Origin of the sequence: Rhizobium aethiopicum (genome assembly GCF_900094625.1) — a bacterium.
Classification (GTDB): Bacteria; Pseudomonadota; Alphaproteobacteria; order Rhizobiales; family Rhizobiaceae; genus Rhizobium; species Rhizobium aethiopicum.
In genome coordinates this window covers 53,301-67,257 of sequence record NZ_FMAJ01000008.1, presented here as the reverse complement: position 1 = coordinate 67,257, position 13,957 = coordinate 53,301, and the positions used below count along the sequence as shown (strand labels likewise).

Here is a 13,957-nt window from a genome sequence, read left to right as displayed (position 1 = left end):
AGACGAGGCTCCAGGAAGGCAAGCGAGGGCATCGTTCCATATAATTGAACGAACTGTCCCCGTCCGTTTATCTTTCCACGACGGAAGAAAAAAGCGACATAGGAGACATCCGAGGTCCAACCGGTGCCGGGGCACCAGGATCTCCAGAGCCATTCAAACGGAGACATCGTCCATGTCGAACAACGTCATCATCCTGATTGCCCGCATTCTCCTGTCTTTCATGTTCATTCTTTCCGGCTTCATGAAGCTCTCCGATCCTGCCGGTACTGCGGGCATGATCGCCGGTGCCGGCTTCCCGGCAGCAACCCTGTTGGCCTATGTCGCAGGCCTTTTCGAACTGCTGGCCGGCCTTGCTGTTCTCACAGGCTTCCAGGTCCGCATTGCCGGCTGGCTGCTCGCCGCCTTCTGTGTCTTCACAGGCGTCGCCTTCCACCTGCCCTACGCAAGCGGCACGGAGCTCGTCAATATTCTCAACCAGATCATGGTCATGAAGAACATCACGCTGGCCGGCGCCTACATACTGCTCGCCACCGCCGGTGCCGGTGCCTATTCGATCGACGCACGTCGCGGCGCCTACGCGACGGCCTGATACCACAAGACATCCTCCCATAAATGCGAAAACCCGCCGTCACCGACGGCGGGTTTTCTTGTGCCTTGATGGCCGGGATCAGAGGGCCGCGCGCACCGCCTCCATGATCGCCTGCACGGCGGGCTCGTCCGCATGGCTGTCCCGGCGCGCACGCACGAGGCAGGCCTCTGAATGCAGGATGACGCCGTCCTGGAGCACCTTCAGATGATTGGCGCGCAACGTCGAGCCGGTGGAGGTGATATCGACGATGATATCGGCCGAGCCGGAGGCGGGCGCGCCTTCGGTGGCGCCAAGGCTCTCGACAATACGATAGAGCTGGATGCCGTGCTGGCTCGAAAAGAACTGCTGGGTCAGGCGCCAGTACTTGGTGGCGATGGCAAGCCGCCGGCCGTGGCGGGCGCGGAAGTCGGCGGCGACATCGCCGAGATCGGCCATGGTCTCGACATCAAGCCAGATCTCCGGCACTGCGACGACGACATCGGCGTGACCGAAGCCGAGCCGGGCGCAGAACTCGACGCGCTTATCGACCTCGGCAAAACCCTCCCGCATCAGATCCTCGCCGGTGACGCCGAAATCGACGGTGCCGTTGCCGAGTTCGCGGGAGATTTCGGAAGCCGAAAGAAAGGCCACCTCCACATCGTCCCAGCCTTCGACGCGGCCGCGATAGGAGCGATCGTTGCCGACCGCCGATATCGGCATACCGGCCCGTTCGAAGATCGCCGAAGCGTCGTCCTTCATCCGGCCCTTGGAGGGAAGCGCGATGGTGATGGTCATGCGGCTGCCCTTTCGGTTTCGATGCGGTCGAGCCAGAAGGAGAAGCCGACGGCCGGAATGCGGTCCGTTGCGCCGAGGAAGGTCAACAGCCGGTCGAAGCGGCCGCCGCCGGCCAGGACCGCGCTCGAGCCTTCAACCGTCACCTCGAAGACGAGGCCGGTGTAATAATCGAGCGGACGCCCGAAAGCGGCGCGATAGTCAAGGCAGGACAGATCGACGCCGGCATCGGCAAGGGCGCCGACGCGGCCGTTGAAGCGCGACAGCGCATTGCCGAGCTTCAGGCCGGCAGCGTCGGCAAAGCCGGCAAGTGCTGCGGACGCATTGACGAGCGGTACATGCAGCGACAGAAACTCCTCCAGCACATGGAAAGCCGCATCATCGAGACGCGTTTCGGACAGGATCAGCTTTTCCTTGAGCCGCCGGGCGATCTCCAGCGGCGAGCGGCTGGCATTCGTGGAATAACCCGTCGCCTGCATCTCATGCTCGATATGGGCGACCAGCGCCTGTTCGTCGCCCGACGCAACGAGCCTGGCGATGTCGTCATCGAGTCCGGTGACGTATTGCGGGCTGACGAGGCCGGCCAGCAGCGCTTCCAGCTGCGTCATGTTGCCGAAGGCGTGAATCAGCCGCTTCTGCCAGCCGAGCGGCAGACCCAGCGCCTGGACGACCGCCTCGAATACGGCCTGATCGCCGAGCGTCACGGCTAGGCGCCGGCCCGGCAGCAGGCGGGCGAGAATGCCGGTGGCGTCGCCGATGGCGCGGGCATCGGCGCTCGGTATGTTGATATCGCCCAGATCCTCGATACCGGCCTGGTAGAATTCATTGGCGCCGTCGCGGCGTTGGCGGAAGACTTCGCCGAGATAGGCGTAACGTTTCGGCGTGCCGGTCGCCGTCTCGATATGGCGCAGACAGACGGGGATGGTGAACTCCGGACGCAGGCAGAGGCTGGCGCCGGTTTCGCTCTCCGTCATGAAGATGCGCCGTCGCAGATCCTCGCCGGCAATATCGAGGAACGGCTCGGCCGGCTGAATGACGGGCGTGTCGATGCGCTCGGCGTTGCGCACGCTAAATTCGGCGAGCAGGTCGGTGGCAAATTCGGGGAGGTTGATCAGGGGCATAGTGTCGCTCCCGGGAAAAGTCCCCTCCCCAACCCCTCCCCACAGGGGGGAGGGACTAACCCGCGGCCAGGGTCGATGCAAATCGAGAGCGCCGTCATTGAAGCGAACGTTGAGTTAGGCACAGCGGCGCCACGTAATGCCCCTCCCCCCTGTGGGGAGGGGTTGGGGAGGGGACTATTGCGCATTGCCAGCCCTCTTCCGATCCTCCGCCTGCGCGGCAAGGATTTCCCTCACCTTGACCACAAGGTCGCCCTCCGGGACCGTCTCCTGCGCTACGCGCGCTTCGCGCCAGCTGGCATTGTCCTCGATCTCGCCGGAAAGCCGCTTGCCCTCGATCAGATCCTTGATCTGCACGACGCCTTCGGCGCGCTCGTCGCCACCCTGGATGATGGCGACGGGGCAGCCGCGGCGGTCGGCATATTTCAGCTGGTTGCCGAATTTCTTCCAGTTGCCCTGGAACATCTCGGCGCGGATGCCGGCGGCGCGCAGTTGCTGCGTCATCCTCTGGTAGCGCCCCATCGCCTCGACGTCGCCGTCCATGACGGTGACCAGCACCGGCTCGATGACTTCGCTCGCGCCAAGCTTGCCGAGGTTCTTCAGCGCCGTCATCAGGCGCGAGACGCCGATCGAAAAGCCGGTTGCCGGGACCGGCTGGCCCATGAAGCGGGAGACGAGACCGTCATAGCGGCCACCGCCGCCGACGGAGCCGAAAACGACCTTCTCGCCCTTCTCGTTGGTGACGTCGAAGAGAAGCTCGGCCTCGTAGACCGGGCCGGTATAATATTCGAGGCCGCGCACGACGGAGGGGTCGATCTTGATGCGGTCGGCGCTATAACCGGCGCTCGCAACGAGCGCGCCGATGAAATTCAGCTCGTCGACGCCTTCGCCGCCCTTCGACGTTCCCGCGACGAGTTCGGCGAGGCGTCCGGCGCTTTCGGCATAATCCCTGATGCCGACGAAGAACAGAACCTTGTCGATCTGCGCCTGGTCGAGCCCAGCGCCCTTGGTGAAGTCGCCTGATTCATCCTTGCGGCCGGGACCGAGCAGCAGCGCCACGCCCTCCGGACCGAACTTGTCGAGCTTGTCGATGGCGCGCAGGACGTTCAACCGCTGACCGGCCTTGTCGCCGCCGCCGAGGCCGATCGCCTCCAGCACGCCATCCAGAACCTTGCGGTTGTTGACGCGGATGACATAGTCGCCGCGCTTGATGCCGAGGGCTTCCAGCGTATCGGCCATCATCATGCACATTTCGGCATCGGCCTGAACACCCGGCGCGCCGACCGTATCGGCATCGAACTGCATGAACTGGCGGAAGCGGCCGGGACCCGGCTTCTCATTGCGGAAGACGTAGCCGGCGCGATAGGTGCGGTAGGGAAGCTGGATCTCGTTGAAATTCTCGGCGACGTGGCGCGCGAGCGGAGCTGTCAAGTCGTAGCGCAACGACATCCATTGCTCGTCGTCGTCCTGCAGCGAGAAGACCCCCTCGTTCGGCCGGTCGCTGTCGGGCAGGAACTTGCCCAGCGCATCGGTATATTCGAACAGCGGCGTTTCCACAGGGTCGAAACCATAATGCTCATAGACTTCCCGGATCTTTGCCGTCATCTCGTTGACGGCGCGGATATCGCCGGCCGCACGGTCGACGAAGCCGCGCGGCAGGCGGGCCTTGAGCTTTTGCGGTTTCTTCTGCTTGTCGTTCATTTCCGGGAATTCCACTGACTGTGACAGTGGCGGTGTCCTAGCGGATTGGGCGGGGAGCGGCAAGGGCGAAGGGCCTTGGTGGCGCTGCCAGAATCGATTGAACAAGAGGCATTCTTCACAATGCGGACCTGCTCATGATCACCGAGGCACTACTCTATGCCGCGACATTGCCGCTGACCGGCAAGCCGCATCGGAAGTTCATCCGCTATTCGGTCAATCTCTGGTCACGGGCCGGGCGCTGCGCCGAGGATTGGGCCGACCACGAGGAGAAGAGCCGCAACGCGATCCGCGCGGCGGCGGCCGGACTCCGTCAGAAACGGACCGCGGTCGTGCTTGGCTCCGGCCTGTTGCGGGACGTGCCGATCGAAGAACTGGCGCGCGATTTCGACGCGGTCGTGCTCATCGATCTCGTTCATCTCGCCTCAGTGCGGCTGTGGCTTGCGGCTAAACGCTATCGCAACGTCCGGCTGATCGAGCGCGACCTCTCCGGCTATGACGATCTCGCCGCCGGCCAAGAGCTCGAACCCCTCGGCTTCCTGCGCTCCGTGCCCTATCTCGATTTCGTGGTTTCTGCCAATCTCCTGTCACAGATCGGCCGCGGCGTGAAGCGGCGCCATGAAACCGAGGCCGGTCGAATGCCCGAAGATGCGGTGGAAAGGCTGATCGCGGCGCATCTCACCGGACTTTCGGGACTTCCCTGCCAGCATTGCCTCGTGACCGACATCGCCTATGCCGTCGTCGACCGCAACGGCAAAACGCATGAGGAGGCCGACCTGTTGCACGGCGTCGCCCCGCCGTCGGCAAAAGCCTCATGGACATGGCCGGTCGCGCCGCTCGGCGAAGAAAGCGGGGATTACCGCATCGAGCACAAGGTGCTTGCCGCCTGGTGAAAGGCGTGGCGCGCGGCCGCGATCGATCGAGACGTCACGTTCAGGACTTGGCCTGCGCCGGGATTTGCCTACATTGAGGTCATGCGCATGATCGCTCTGATGACGATGATACTCGGCTGGCTGGTCTACAGTGCCATGTCCGCATGGGCTGGCTGTCCGATCTGCACATCAATGAACCGGCCGGCTGCGCCGAAGTCCGCCACCATGGACCACGCAATGGCCGGGATGAACATGCCCGCAGCTACGGGTAAGGCGGAGGCGCTGAAAGATCCCCGCGCTACCGGCAGGGCTGCGCACATGCCGCTTTGCGCGGCATGTCTGCCGCCGGCGGCCATGGCGGACCGCGACGCAAAGCCGGTTTTCCTCTATCCCGCGCCGGCGCTTGCCCGCGTCCTGGATGACAACCGCCCTGCTCCGCTGGCGCCCCCTCCCCGAATGTTCTGACTTCGCATTCATCCATGCCCAACGGGCGGGGCGCGCCGCCCGGAAATCTATTGTCAGACAGTGAAGGAACTCTCATGTCTTTGAAAATCATCGCCCTCACCGCAATGCTCTCTGCCCTCGCCGCCCCCGCCCTTGCCGAAGACAAGCCCATGGACATGAGCAAGCCGATGGCCGGGCATGAGGCCTCCAGTCAGGCGTTCAAAAAGGCGAACGACAAGATGCACAAGGATATGATGATGACGTACAGCGGCGACGCCGATACGGATTTCGTCCGCAGCATGATCCCCCACCATCAGGGAGCGATCGACATGGCCAAGATCGAACTTCAATACGGAAAGGACCCCGATCTGCGCAAGCTCGCAGAAGCCGTCATCAAGGCACAGGAAGCCGAGATCAAGGAAATGAACGACTGGCTCAAGGCCCACGGGAAGTAATCGCCTGGTGAAGGGGAACGCCTGATATTACAGGCGTTCGTCATACTCGATCAGCCCCTCATCCCGCTGCCGCCACCTTCTCCCCGCCCGCGGGGAGAAGGGACATGCCGCACCGCTTCCTCCATCTCAACGTTGCGCCTGGCACGTCCCTCGCCCCGTTTACGGGGAGAGGGTTACGGTGAGGGCGGCATTCGGCGCGAACCGGACAGCCGTGGCAAAACACCGACACGTCAATCCTTCGGCTCGAAATCGACCGGGCGGCGACCGGCGGCCTGGCGGGCGAGCATCCAGCCCGGATATTCAGGGGCCAGCGCGCTTACCTCGTCGAGCCTCTGCATATCGCCTTCGTCCAGCTTCAGCCTGACGGCGGCAAGGTTCTGGTCGAGCTGATCGACGCGCTTGGCGCCGATGATGACCGAGGTGACGAAAGGCTTGGCTAGGATATAGGCGAGCGCGACGGTTGCGACGCTGGCGCCATGCTTTTCGGCGATCTCGCGCATGGCGGCGACGCAGGCCCAGGCCCTGTCCCTGTCGACCGGCGGGAAATCGAAGCTGGCGCGGCGGCCTTCGCCGTTGCCGGCGGCACCCGGACCATATTTGCCGGAGAGCAGGCCGCCGGCGAGGGGCGACCAGACCATCAGGCCGAGCTTTTCTTCCTGCATCATCGGCACGATGTCCCGTTCGAGATCGCGGCCGGCGATGGAATAATAGGCCTGCACCGTCTCGAAACGGGCAAAGCCGCGGCGTTCGGAGACACCGAGCGCCTTGGCAATGCGCCAGGCCTGCCAGTTGGAGACGCCGATATAACGCACGAGGCCGCGGGAAACGAGATCGTCGAGGGCGCGCAGCGTCTCCTCGATCGGCGTTACCGTATCGGTCGCGTGGATCTGATAGAGGTCGATATGATCGGTCTGCAGCCGCTTCAGGCTTGCCTCGACCGAATCCATGATGTGGCCACGCGACGCGCCGCGGTCGTTCGGCTTGTCGCCCATGACGCCATAGACCTTGGTGGCGATGACGACGTCCTTGCGCGGGATGTCGAGGTTCTTCAGCGCCTGGCCGAGCAGCCGCTCGGATTCGCCGGATGAATAGACGTCGGCCGTGTCGATGAAATTGACGCCTGATGCCAGCGAGCGCTCGACGATCCGGTCGGCGGCGTTCTGGTCGACATCGGCGATGGCGCCCCACATGCTGCCTTCTTTGGCTTCGCCGAAGGTCATCGTGCCCAGGCAGATTTCCGAGACGAAAAGCCCCGTATTTCCGAGTTGGTTGTAACGCATGGTCGAAAAAATCCTTTGTATCTGCCGCAAGAGGGACTTGCGAACTTAAGAACTTCATTTTTTGATTATTGGCCTGCGCGCGACAGGCACAGCCGTGGCTGGCTGCTGGGTGAGGCCAATCCGATGTAGTGCGGCGGCGGCGCTTTTCAACGCCAGGCCTTGCCGCATAGGAAGCGGTGCCCTTGTCTCGACACAGGCGGCCGATAAATTGCCGGCCATAGTTCAAGAGGTGCGCATGTGACGACGCGAGCACTGACGACGATCGGCTTCGATGCCGACGACACGCTTTGGCAGAACGAACAATATTACCGACTGACGGAAGCCCATTTTACCAAGCTTCTCGCCGATTTCGCCGAAGGCCCGAAGATTTCCGAGCGGCTGCTGGAGGCCGAAAAACGCAACCTTCGGCATTACGGCTTCGGCATCAAGGGCTTCACGTTGTCGATGATCGAGACGGCGATCGAGATCACCGAAGGCAAGGTGCCGGCCAGCGTCATTGCCAAGATCCTCGATACCGGCCGCGACCTTCTCGGCCATCCGGTCGAGACCATGCCGCATGCGCGCGACACGCTGGAGGCGCTCGCCGGCAAATATCTGCTTGTCATGATCACCAAGGGCGATCTCTTCGACCAGGAGCGTAAGCTCGCCCAATCCGGGCTCGGCGACTTTTTCGATGCCGTCGAGATCGTTTCCGACAAGACGGCCGTCACCTATCGCCGCATCTTCGCCAAGTTGGGTGACGGGCCGGAGCGGGCGATGATGGTCGGCAATTCCCTGAAATCGGATATCGTTCCGGCGATCGCAGCCGGCAGCTACGGCGTCTTCGTGCCGCACGAACTCACCTGGGTGCTCGAACATGTGGACGAGCCGAAGGAGGCGCCGCGTTTCCGCAAGATCGACCACCTCGGCGAGTTGCGCGAGCTGATCGAACGGCTCGCACAGTAGGGCCGTGCCTCATTTCGCCTTGGGCGGCGCCTTCGGAAACAGCGATGGAGTTTCCGGCTCGGCGGGCGGCGGCGGCTGCTGCGGGGCGGCCGCCAACGGCGCGATCAGGATGCTGAAGGGAGCGCCGAGGCCGCGGCGCGGCGAGACCTTGGAGTAATAGGGGCGCAGCAGCCAGGTGGTGTTTTCCTTCACCGTCGTCTGAAAGCTCATGCCGTCTTCATCGGTGCCGAAAAAAGCCTCGTCATCGGGTTTCGACAGGTCGAAGATCGCCAGGAAGGCAAATTTGCTCCTGGTGGAAAAATCGATCTTCACATGCTGACCGGCGCGCACCGGCAGCGTGTAGACATGGCCGTTGCCGAATTTCGTCCATCCCTTAAGCTGCATGGTGACAGCCGGGAACTGCAGCTTCTCCAGTTTCTCGCCGGGATCGAGCTGCGGCGTCTGCGCCATGGCAAAGGCCGGCAAGAAGAACAGGGCAACCGCAGCGATCGATATTTTCACGGACAGATCTTTCATGGTCGAACCAAGGCGGCGCGCATCGCCTCCACCTCGGGCCGGCAGAAGCAGCCCTCCAGATGATCGTTGACGAGGCCCATCGCCTGCATGAAGGCATAAACTGTGGTCGGGCCGACAAAGGTCCAGCCGCGCTTCTTCAGATCCTTCGAAATGAGCACCGATGTCGGCGTCGTCGGATTGGCGACGATATGGTCTCGGTCGACGACCGCCGGCCGCTCGTTGTGGCCGGGCTCGTAGCGCCAGAAATAATGGGCGAGTGAGCCGAATTCGTCGCGGAGTTCGATGGCGCGCTGGGCATTGTTGATCGTCGAAACAATCTTTCCGCGATGGCGGATAATGCCGGCATCGGCAAGGCAGCGGGCTACATCCTTGTCGCCGAAGAGGGCAACCTTGTCGAAATCGAAGCCGGCGAAGGCGGCGCGGAAATTCTCCCGCTTGCGCAGGATGGTCAGCCAGGAAAGGCCGGATTGGAATCCTTCGAGGCAGATCTTCTCGAAGAGCCGGGTATCGTCGGTGACAGGGCGGCCCCATTCCTCGTCGTGGTATCTGAGATAATCCGGCAGGTTGGCATGCCAGTGGCAGCGGCTCCTGCCGTCCTCGCCGATGATGATGCCAGTCGTACCCATATCCGCTTCATTCTCCGGGATGCGCTTCGTTTCTGCGGTCATGGTCCCGGCTTTACCATCTGCAAACCGTCTTTCCAAACCGATCGGTAACCCTGACGAAAAGTTTATCCGGCCGCCCGGTCTTTCATGAATCGATCTTTACCATTCGCTGGCGGATAGGGTGGCAGCGTCTCAGCGGGCGGAGATATCCCGCCACCGCATTTTCGGTCATTTGTAGAGAGTTCGTCCGATGATGAAACACCTAGTTCTTGCCGCGATCATCTGCGGCATCTTCTCCACGGCCGCCATTGCAGACGACCGCTACGCCACCCGCCCGCCTGTCGTGCTCAGCCCCGACCTGACCGCGCCATGGATCAATCAGCTCGGCGGCACGGTTCGTCCCGTCGTCTACCAGCGGCCGGTCGTCCAGCCACAGCAACGCGGCCTGTTCCAGCGCCGCGTCCTGCGCCGGGCGCCGCAAGCAGCACCACAGACCGTGTCGGCAATCAATCCCGGCATACCGGCGATCCGCCGTCCGATCGAGCCGCAATATCTGCCGCAGATGGTCGATTACGACACCACCGAAAAACCCGGCACCATCGTCATCGATACCAATAACCGCTTTCTCTATCTGGTCATGGAAGGCGGCAGAGCGCGGCGCTACGGGGTCGGCGTCGGCAAGCCGGGTTTCGAATGGGCCGGCGCCCACAAGATCACCCGCAAGACGGAATGGCCGGACTGGACGCCGCCTTCCGAGATGATCAGCCGCGAAGCCGCCAAGGGCCACTACCTGCCTGCGCGGATGGATGGCGGCCCGGAAAACCCGCTCGGCGCGCGCGCCATGTATCTAGGCTCGACGCTCTACCGCATCCACGGCACCAATGCACCATGGTCGATCGGCAGCGCCGTTTCTTCCGGCTGCATCCGCCTGCGCAATGAGGACGTCGTCGATCTCTACGACCGCGTCAACGTCGGAACCCGCGTTATCGTCATGTAACGACAGACCCAATTACCAGAGCCAGCAAAGCTGTGCAGCGGTTTTGCGTTCGGGATTGTGTAAAAACAAAGAGATAGAGCATTTTCGTGTTTCGAAGAAATACGGAAATGCTCTATGACGCCGCAAGAACAAGCGGCTCCACCCGCTAAAATTGCTTTATCCCGCCATCGCGATCTTGAATCGGGCAGAAGATCATGTAGCTTCGGGCGGATTTGCTTGAGGGGAACCGATCATGATGAAATTGATGCAAGGACTGGCCGCGGCCGGACTTGTCCTGTCCTTGATGTCCACGTCAGCCGTGGCCGCGCCTGCAGGCTCAGCCTCCGACAATACACGGCGGCCGGCGCAAATCGTGCGCGTGGCGCAGATGCCGAAATATGTGAAGCCGCAGTTCAAGCGCAAGAAAGTGCGCCTGGTGACGACGGAAGCGGCCGGCACCGTCATCATCGATACCAACAACAAGTATCTCTACCTCGTCGAAGGCAACAACCGCGCCACCCGCTACGGTATCGGCGTCGGCCGCGACGGCTTCGGCTGGTCAGGTGTCGTCAAGATCGGCCGCAAGGCCGAATGGCCGAGCTGGACGCCGCCGGCCGAAATGCGCCGCCGCGAAGCCGCCAAGGGCCACATCATTCCCGCCTTCCAGGAAGGCGGCGAGGACAATCCGCTCGGCGCCCGCGCCATGTATCTCTACCAGGGCGGCCGCGACACCATCTTCCGCATCCACGGCACCAACCAGCCCTGGACGATCGGCCTCAACATGTCTTCCGGCTGCATCCGCATGATGAACGCTGATGTGATGCATCTTTATGATCGCGCCGCCGTCGGCACCAAGGTGATCGTCATCGGCCCCGGCAACAAGCAGGGCAAGGTGGCGTTCGAGGACAGGGGCATCGACGTGCTGCGCACGATGTTCGGCGGCTGAGCAACACTTTCAAAAAAAGAAAAGGCGCATTTTGACGCGCCTTTTCTTTTCCTTAGACTTTGCGGCGGAAAGCTGGCACTGGTGCCTAAGAGTCGACATATTTGCAATATCGGGGCTATTCAATGACATATGCGCTGCGTTCCTCCGCTTCCATGCTCGCGGGCATCGCGCTTTTCACCATCTGTTCAGCGGCTTCCGCCTCGGCGGAAGACCTGCAGTTCTCCATTTACGGCGGTTACCAGACCGCGCCGCACAGCGGCGTCGACGTTTCGGACGGCACGAGCTTCACCGCCGGATGGGAAGGCAAGTCTTTCGGCGCCCCGCCTTACTACGGCGCCCGCGTCACCTGGTGGCTCGAGGACTTCAACAAGCCGAACTGGGGGATCTCGCTCGATTTCACCCATGACAAGGTCTATGCCGACGACGACACGCTCGCCAAGGCCGGCTGGTCGCATTTCGAATTCACCGACGGCCTGAACCTGCTCACGGTGAACGGTCTCTATCGCTTCCAGGATCCGGCCCGCCGCTGGACTCCCTATGTCGGCGCCGGTGTCGGCGTGAACATTCCGCATGTCGAAGTGATTCGCCCGGAGGGCAAGACCTGGGCCTATGAATTCGGCGGCGTGACGCTGCAGGCGCAGGCCGGCGTTGACTTCAAGGTGACCGAGCGCTGGTCGACCTTCGTCGAATACAAGGGCACCTATTCGCGCGTCGACGTTCCGATCGACAGCGGCGACCGGCTGAAGACCAACATCTTCACCAATGCCGTCAATGTCGGCGTATCGTTCCACTGGTAATGAATTGAATTTCAGCTGCGGGGCTATTTCGTGCCGCAGCTGACCTTGCCCTCGGCGGCGTAAGGCTTCTCGCCGCCTTCGATCGTCAGGGAATAGGTGCCGCTGAAATTCGCCGCCGGCTTGCCGCGTTGGCCGGCGACCACAACCAGATCCAGCGTTGCGCCGCCGGTATCGTCACCGCCGCCATCGAAGACTTCCAGGAGCAGCTCGCCATCGAGCGACCAGTGATTGCTCAGATGCTGCGATTCGAAAACACGTTTTGCAAAGGCCGCTTGCGCGGGATCCTTAACGATCAGCGCACCGCGGAAATGGTTAAGCCGGTGGCCAGCGCCGCTTGCAAAACCGCTTTCGAGGGTGAAGCGCGCTTGCGCGTCATCAGCGGAACAGAATAAGCGGCTGTCGGCATGGGCCACGCCTGCTGCACCGAACAATCCCGCAAGTACAATTATTCCCCGCCACATCACCCAACCTCCCGGGAGCGGCCCGACGGGCCTGCTGCATACTCTTCAGCCTAACGGCAAACCCGTTAATTTTTCCGGCATAGCGCCGCCATAGGCCCAATCGAGAAGCTCGACCGTATGCAGGATCGGGATATTGGTGCCGGTGGCGATCTGGGTGATGCAGCCGATATTGCCGGTGGCGATGATATCGGCCTTGGTGGCTTCGATGTTCTTGACCTTGCGCGCCTTCAGCGCAGCCGAGATCTCCGGCTGCATGATGTTGTAGGTGCCGGCCGAGCCGCAGCACAGATGGCCCTCGGCAGGGTCGCGCAGCGTAAAGCCCGCCGCTTTCAGCAATTGCTTCGGCACAAGCGTGATACGCTGGCCGTGCTGCATCGAACAGGCGGAATGATAGGCGACCGTGATGCCCCTCGGCGGATGGGCCGGCAGGTCGAGGGTCGCCAGATATTCGGTGATGTCCTTCGCCAGCGCCGAGACCCTCGCGGCCTTTGCCGCATAGGCGGGGTCGAGGCGCAGCATGTGACCGTAATCCTTGATCGTCGTGCCGCAGCCCGATGCGGTGATGATGATCGCATCGAGGCCATGGCTCTCGATCTCGCGCGTCCAGAGATTGACATTGGTGCGGGCGCTTGCGAGCGCCTGTTCGGCGCGGCCCATATGGTGGACCAGCGAACCGCAGCAGACCTCGCCTTCCGGCGCCACGACCTCGATGCCGAGCCGCGTCAGCAGCCGGATCGCCGCCGCATTGATACCGGGATCGAGCACCGGCTGAGCGCAGCCGGACAGGATCGCCACCCGGCCGCGCCGTTCCGCCTCGGGCCGATAGGTGCCGGGTTTTGCAAAGTCCGAAGCCGCCGGGATGCGGCGCGGCGCAAGCGCCAGCATGGCGGCAAAGGGTTTCAGCGCTGCCCCCCGCATCAGGCCGGCAAAGGGGCGGCCGAGACGCGCGAGAGTAAGCGCCAGGCGGAAACGGCCGGGATAGGGCAGCACGCCGGCGAGAAGGGCGCGCGTCAGCCGGTTCATGAACGGACGCCTGTAGGTCTTTTCGATATGGGCGCGGGCGTGATCGACAAGATGCATGTAGTCGACGCCCGAAGGACAGGTGGTGACGCAGGCAAGGCAGGAAAGACAGCGGTCGATATGGGTGACGACCTCGGCATCGGCGGGGCGGCCGTTCTCCAGCATGTCCTTGATCAGGTAGATGCGGCCACGCGGGCTGTCGAGCTCGTTGCCGAGCGTCACATAGGTGGGACAGGTGGCGGTGCAGAAACCGCAATGCACGCATTTGCGCAGGATCTTTTCGGATTCGGCGACATGCGGGTCGGCGAGCTGGGCCGGGGTGAAGTTGGTTTGCATCTAGCGGGGCCTCTGCTTGGGGGGCGTTGTGCCTGGGGCACCCCCCTCTGTCCTGCCGGACCCTGGGTCGAGCCACAGGTCTCGACCCGTCCTTCGGCCCCCCACATGGGGGGAGATCGGATCGGGGC

16 protein-coding genes are annotated in these 13,957 nt (G+C 62.8%); 8 read left to right on the top strand and 8 right to left on the bottom strand.

What is annotated here, in order from left to right; genetic code table 11:
- The first annotated feature begins 172 nt into the window (after positions 1 to 172).
- Complete coding sequence (locus tag GA0061105_RS18085) at positions 173 to 589, top strand: DoxX family protein (RefSeq protein WP_092751953.1); 417 nt, start codon at positions 173 to 175, stop codon at positions 587 to 589.
- A 78-nt stretch (positions 590 to 667) separates the two neighbouring features.
- Here the strand turns inward: GA0061105_RS18085 and hisG are convergent, their stop codons facing one another.
- The 3 genes from hisG to hisS all read right to left on the bottom strand — a co-directional run bounded on the left by hisG (position 668) and on the right by hisS (position 4,179).
- A complete protein-coding gene (gene hisG / locus GA0061105_RS18080) occupies positions 668 to 1,363 on the bottom strand; it encodes an ATP phosphoribosyltransferase (protein ID WP_064693964.1) in 696 nt (231 codons plus the stop codon).
- Positions 1,360 to 2,481 carry an ATP phosphoribosyltransferase regulatory subunit gene (locus GA0061105_RS18075; protein WP_092751951.1) on the bottom strand — a complete coding sequence of 374 codons (1,122 nt, stop codon included), beginning with the start codon at positions 2,479 to 2,481 and terminating at the stop codon, positions 1,360 to 1,362. Before GA0061105_RS18075 ends, hisG begins: the two co-directional genes overlap by 4 nt.
- Before the next feature lie 174 nt (positions 2,482 to 2,655).
- Positions 2,656 to 4,179 carry a histidine--tRNA ligase gene (gene hisS / locus GA0061105_RS18070; RefSeq protein WP_092751949.1) on the bottom strand — a complete coding sequence of 508 codons (1,524 nt, stop codon included), beginning with the start codon at positions 4,177 to 4,179 and terminating at the stop codon, positions 2,656 to 2,658.
- Positions 4,180 to 4,313: 134 nt separating this feature from the next.
- Between hisS and GA0061105_RS18065 the strand changes: the two genes are divergently transcribed.
- From GA0061105_RS18065 to copM, 3 genes are all read left to right on the top strand, one after another.
- Positions 4,314 to 5,069 (top strand): hypothetical protein, encoded by a 756-nt coding sequence (locus GA0061105_RS18065; RefSeq protein WP_092751947.1) that lies wholly within the window; start codon positions 4,314 to 4,316, stop codon positions 5,067 to 5,069.
- An 81-nt stretch (positions 5,070 to 5,150) separates the two neighbouring features.
- On the top strand, positions 5,151 to 5,513 hold the full coding sequence (locus tag GA0061105_RS18060) for a hypothetical protein (protein ID WP_092751945.1): 363 nt from the start codon (positions 5,151 to 5,153) through the stop codon (positions 5,511 to 5,513).
- Positions 5,514 to 5,587: 74 nt separating this feature from the next.
- Positions 5,588 to 5,947, top strand: a complete 360-nt coding sequence (gene copM, locus GA0061105_RS18055) for a CopM family metallochaperone (RefSeq protein ID WP_064693959.1) — start codon at positions 5,588 to 5,590, stop codon at positions 5,945 to 5,947.
- Between the two features lie 230 nt (positions 5,948 to 6,177).
- On the opposite strand, the gene GA0061105_RS18050 is transcribed toward copM, so the two are convergent.
- Positions 6,178 to 7,227, bottom strand: coding sequence for an aldo/keto reductase (locus GA0061105_RS18050; protein ID WP_092751943.1), 1,050 nt, complete (start codon positions 7,225 to 7,227; stop codon positions 6,178 to 6,180).
- Positions 7,228 to 7,464: 237 nt separating this feature from the next.
- Between GA0061105_RS18050 and GA0061105_RS18045 the strand changes: the two genes are divergently transcribed.
- Positions 7,465 to 8,172 (top strand): HAD family hydrolase, encoded by a 708-nt coding sequence (locus tag GA0061105_RS18045; RefSeq protein WP_092751941.1) that lies wholly within the window; start codon positions 7,465 to 7,467, stop codon positions 8,170 to 8,172.
- A gap of 9 nt (positions 8,173 to 8,181) precedes the next feature.
- Here GA0061105_RS18045 and GA0061105_RS18040 read toward each other — a convergent pair whose 3' ends face one another.
- The gene (locus GA0061105_RS18040) at positions 8,182 to 8,688 is read right to left on the bottom strand and encodes a hypothetical protein (RefSeq protein WP_092751939.1); all 507 of its coding nucleotides are present in this window, start codon (positions 8,686 to 8,688) and stop codon (positions 8,182 to 8,184) included.
- Entirely contained in the window at positions 8,685 to 9,314 is a 630-nt protein-coding gene (locus tag GA0061105_RS18035) for a DNA-3-methyladenine glycosylase I (RefSeq protein ID WP_092752248.1), read from the bottom strand. Before GA0061105_RS18035 ends, GA0061105_RS18040 begins: the two co-directional genes overlap by 4 nt.
- A gap of 229 nt (positions 9,315 to 9,543) precedes the next feature.
- Here GA0061105_RS18035 and GA0061105_RS18030 point away from each other — a divergent pair, with 229 nt between their 5' ends.
- The 3 genes from GA0061105_RS18030 to GA0061105_RS18020 all read left to right on the top strand — a co-directional run bounded on the left by GA0061105_RS18030 (position 9,544) and on the right by GA0061105_RS18020 (position 12,012).
- Positions 9,544 to 10,290 (top strand): L,D-transpeptidase, encoded by a 747-nt coding sequence (locus GA0061105_RS18030; protein WP_064693955.1) that lies wholly within the window; start codon positions 9,544 to 9,546, stop codon positions 10,288 to 10,290.
- 232 nt (positions 10,291 to 10,522) lie between these two features.
- Complete coding sequence (locus tag GA0061105_RS18025) at positions 10,523 to 11,215, top strand: L,D-transpeptidase (RefSeq protein ID WP_092751937.1); 693 nt, start codon at positions 10,523 to 10,525, stop codon at positions 11,213 to 11,215.
- A 122-nt stretch (positions 11,216 to 11,337) separates the two neighbouring features.
- Positions 11,338 to 12,012 (top strand): outer membrane protein, encoded by a 675-nt coding sequence (locus GA0061105_RS18020; protein ID WP_064694178.1) that lies wholly within the window; start codon positions 11,338 to 11,340, stop codon positions 12,010 to 12,012.
- Between the two features lie 23 nt (positions 12,013 to 12,035).
- Here GA0061105_RS18020 and GA0061105_RS18015 read toward each other — a convergent pair whose 3' ends face one another.
- Entirely contained in the window at positions 12,036 to 12,473 is a 438-nt protein-coding gene (locus GA0061105_RS18015) for a hypothetical protein (protein ID WP_092751936.1), read from the bottom strand.
- A 45-nt stretch (positions 12,474 to 12,518) separates the two neighbouring features.
- Positions 12,519 to 13,829: a glycolate oxidase subunit GlcF gene (gene glcF / locus GA0061105_RS18010; RefSeq protein WP_092751934.1), complete on the bottom strand. Its 1,311-nt coding sequence runs from the start codon at positions 13,827 to 13,829 to the stop codon at positions 12,519 to 12,521.
- Positions 13,830 to 13,957 lie beyond the last annotated feature (128 nt).

What these genes read in the sequence shown, in the direction of transcription:
- GA0061105_RS18085 (WP_092751953.1), top strand. Translation starts at nt 173, where the DNA reads ATGTCGAACAACGTCATCATCCTGATTGCCCGCATTCTCCTGTCTTTC.
- hisG (WP_064693964.1), bottom strand. Translation starts at nt 1,363, where the DNA reads ATGACCATCACCATCGCGCTTCCCTCCAAGGGCCGGATGAAGGACGAC.
- GA0061105_RS18075 (WP_092751951.1), bottom strand. Translation starts at nt 2,481, where the DNA reads ATGCCCCTGATCAACCTCCCCGAATTTGCCACCGACCTGCTCGCCGAA.
- hisS (WP_092751949.1), bottom strand. Translation starts at nt 4,179, where the DNA reads ATGAACGACAAGCAGAAGAAACCGCAAAAGCTCAAGGCCCGCCTGCCG.
- GA0061105_RS18065 (WP_092751947.1), top strand. Translation starts at nt 4,314, where the DNA reads ATGATCACCGAGGCACTACTCTATGCCGCGACATTGCCGCTGACCGGC.
- GA0061105_RS18060 (WP_092751945.1), top strand. Translation starts at nt 5,151, where the DNA reads ATGCGCATGATCGCTCTGATGACGATGATACTCGGCTGGCTGGTCTAC.
- copM (WP_064693959.1), top strand. Translation starts at nt 5,588, where the DNA reads ATGTCTTTGAAAATCATCGCCCTCACCGCAATGCTCTCTGCCCTCGCC.
- GA0061105_RS18050 (WP_092751943.1), bottom strand. Translation starts at nt 7,227, where the DNA reads ATGCGTTACAACCAACTCGGAAATACGGGGCTTTTCGTCTCGGAAATC.
- GA0061105_RS18040 (WP_092751939.1), bottom strand. Translation starts at nt 8,688, where the DNA reads ATGAAAGATCTGTCCGTGAAAATATCGATCGCTGCGGTTGCCCTGTTC.
- GA0061105_RS18035 (WP_092752248.1), bottom strand. Translation starts at nt 9,314, where the DNA reads ATGGGTACGACTGGCATCATCATCGGCGAGGACGGCAGGAGCCGCTGC.
- GA0061105_RS18030 (WP_064693955.1), top strand. Translation starts at nt 9,544, where the DNA reads ATGATGAAACACCTAGTTCTTGCCGCGATCATCTGCGGCATCTTCTCC.
- GA0061105_RS18025 (WP_092751937.1), top strand. Translation starts at nt 10,523, where the DNA reads ATGATGAAATTGATGCAAGGACTGGCCGCGGCCGGACTTGTCCTGTCC.
- GA0061105_RS18020 (WP_064694178.1), top strand. Translation starts at nt 11,338, where the DNA reads ATGACATATGCGCTGCGTTCCTCCGCTTCCATGCTCGCGGGCATCGCG.
- GA0061105_RS18015 (WP_092751936.1), bottom strand. Translation starts at nt 12,473, where the DNA reads ATGTGGCGGGGAATAATTGTACTTGCGGGATTGTTCGGTGCAGCAGGC.
- glcF (WP_092751934.1), bottom strand. Translation starts at nt 13,829, where the DNA reads ATGCAAACCAACTTCACCCCGGCCCAGCTCGCCGACCCGCATGTCGCC.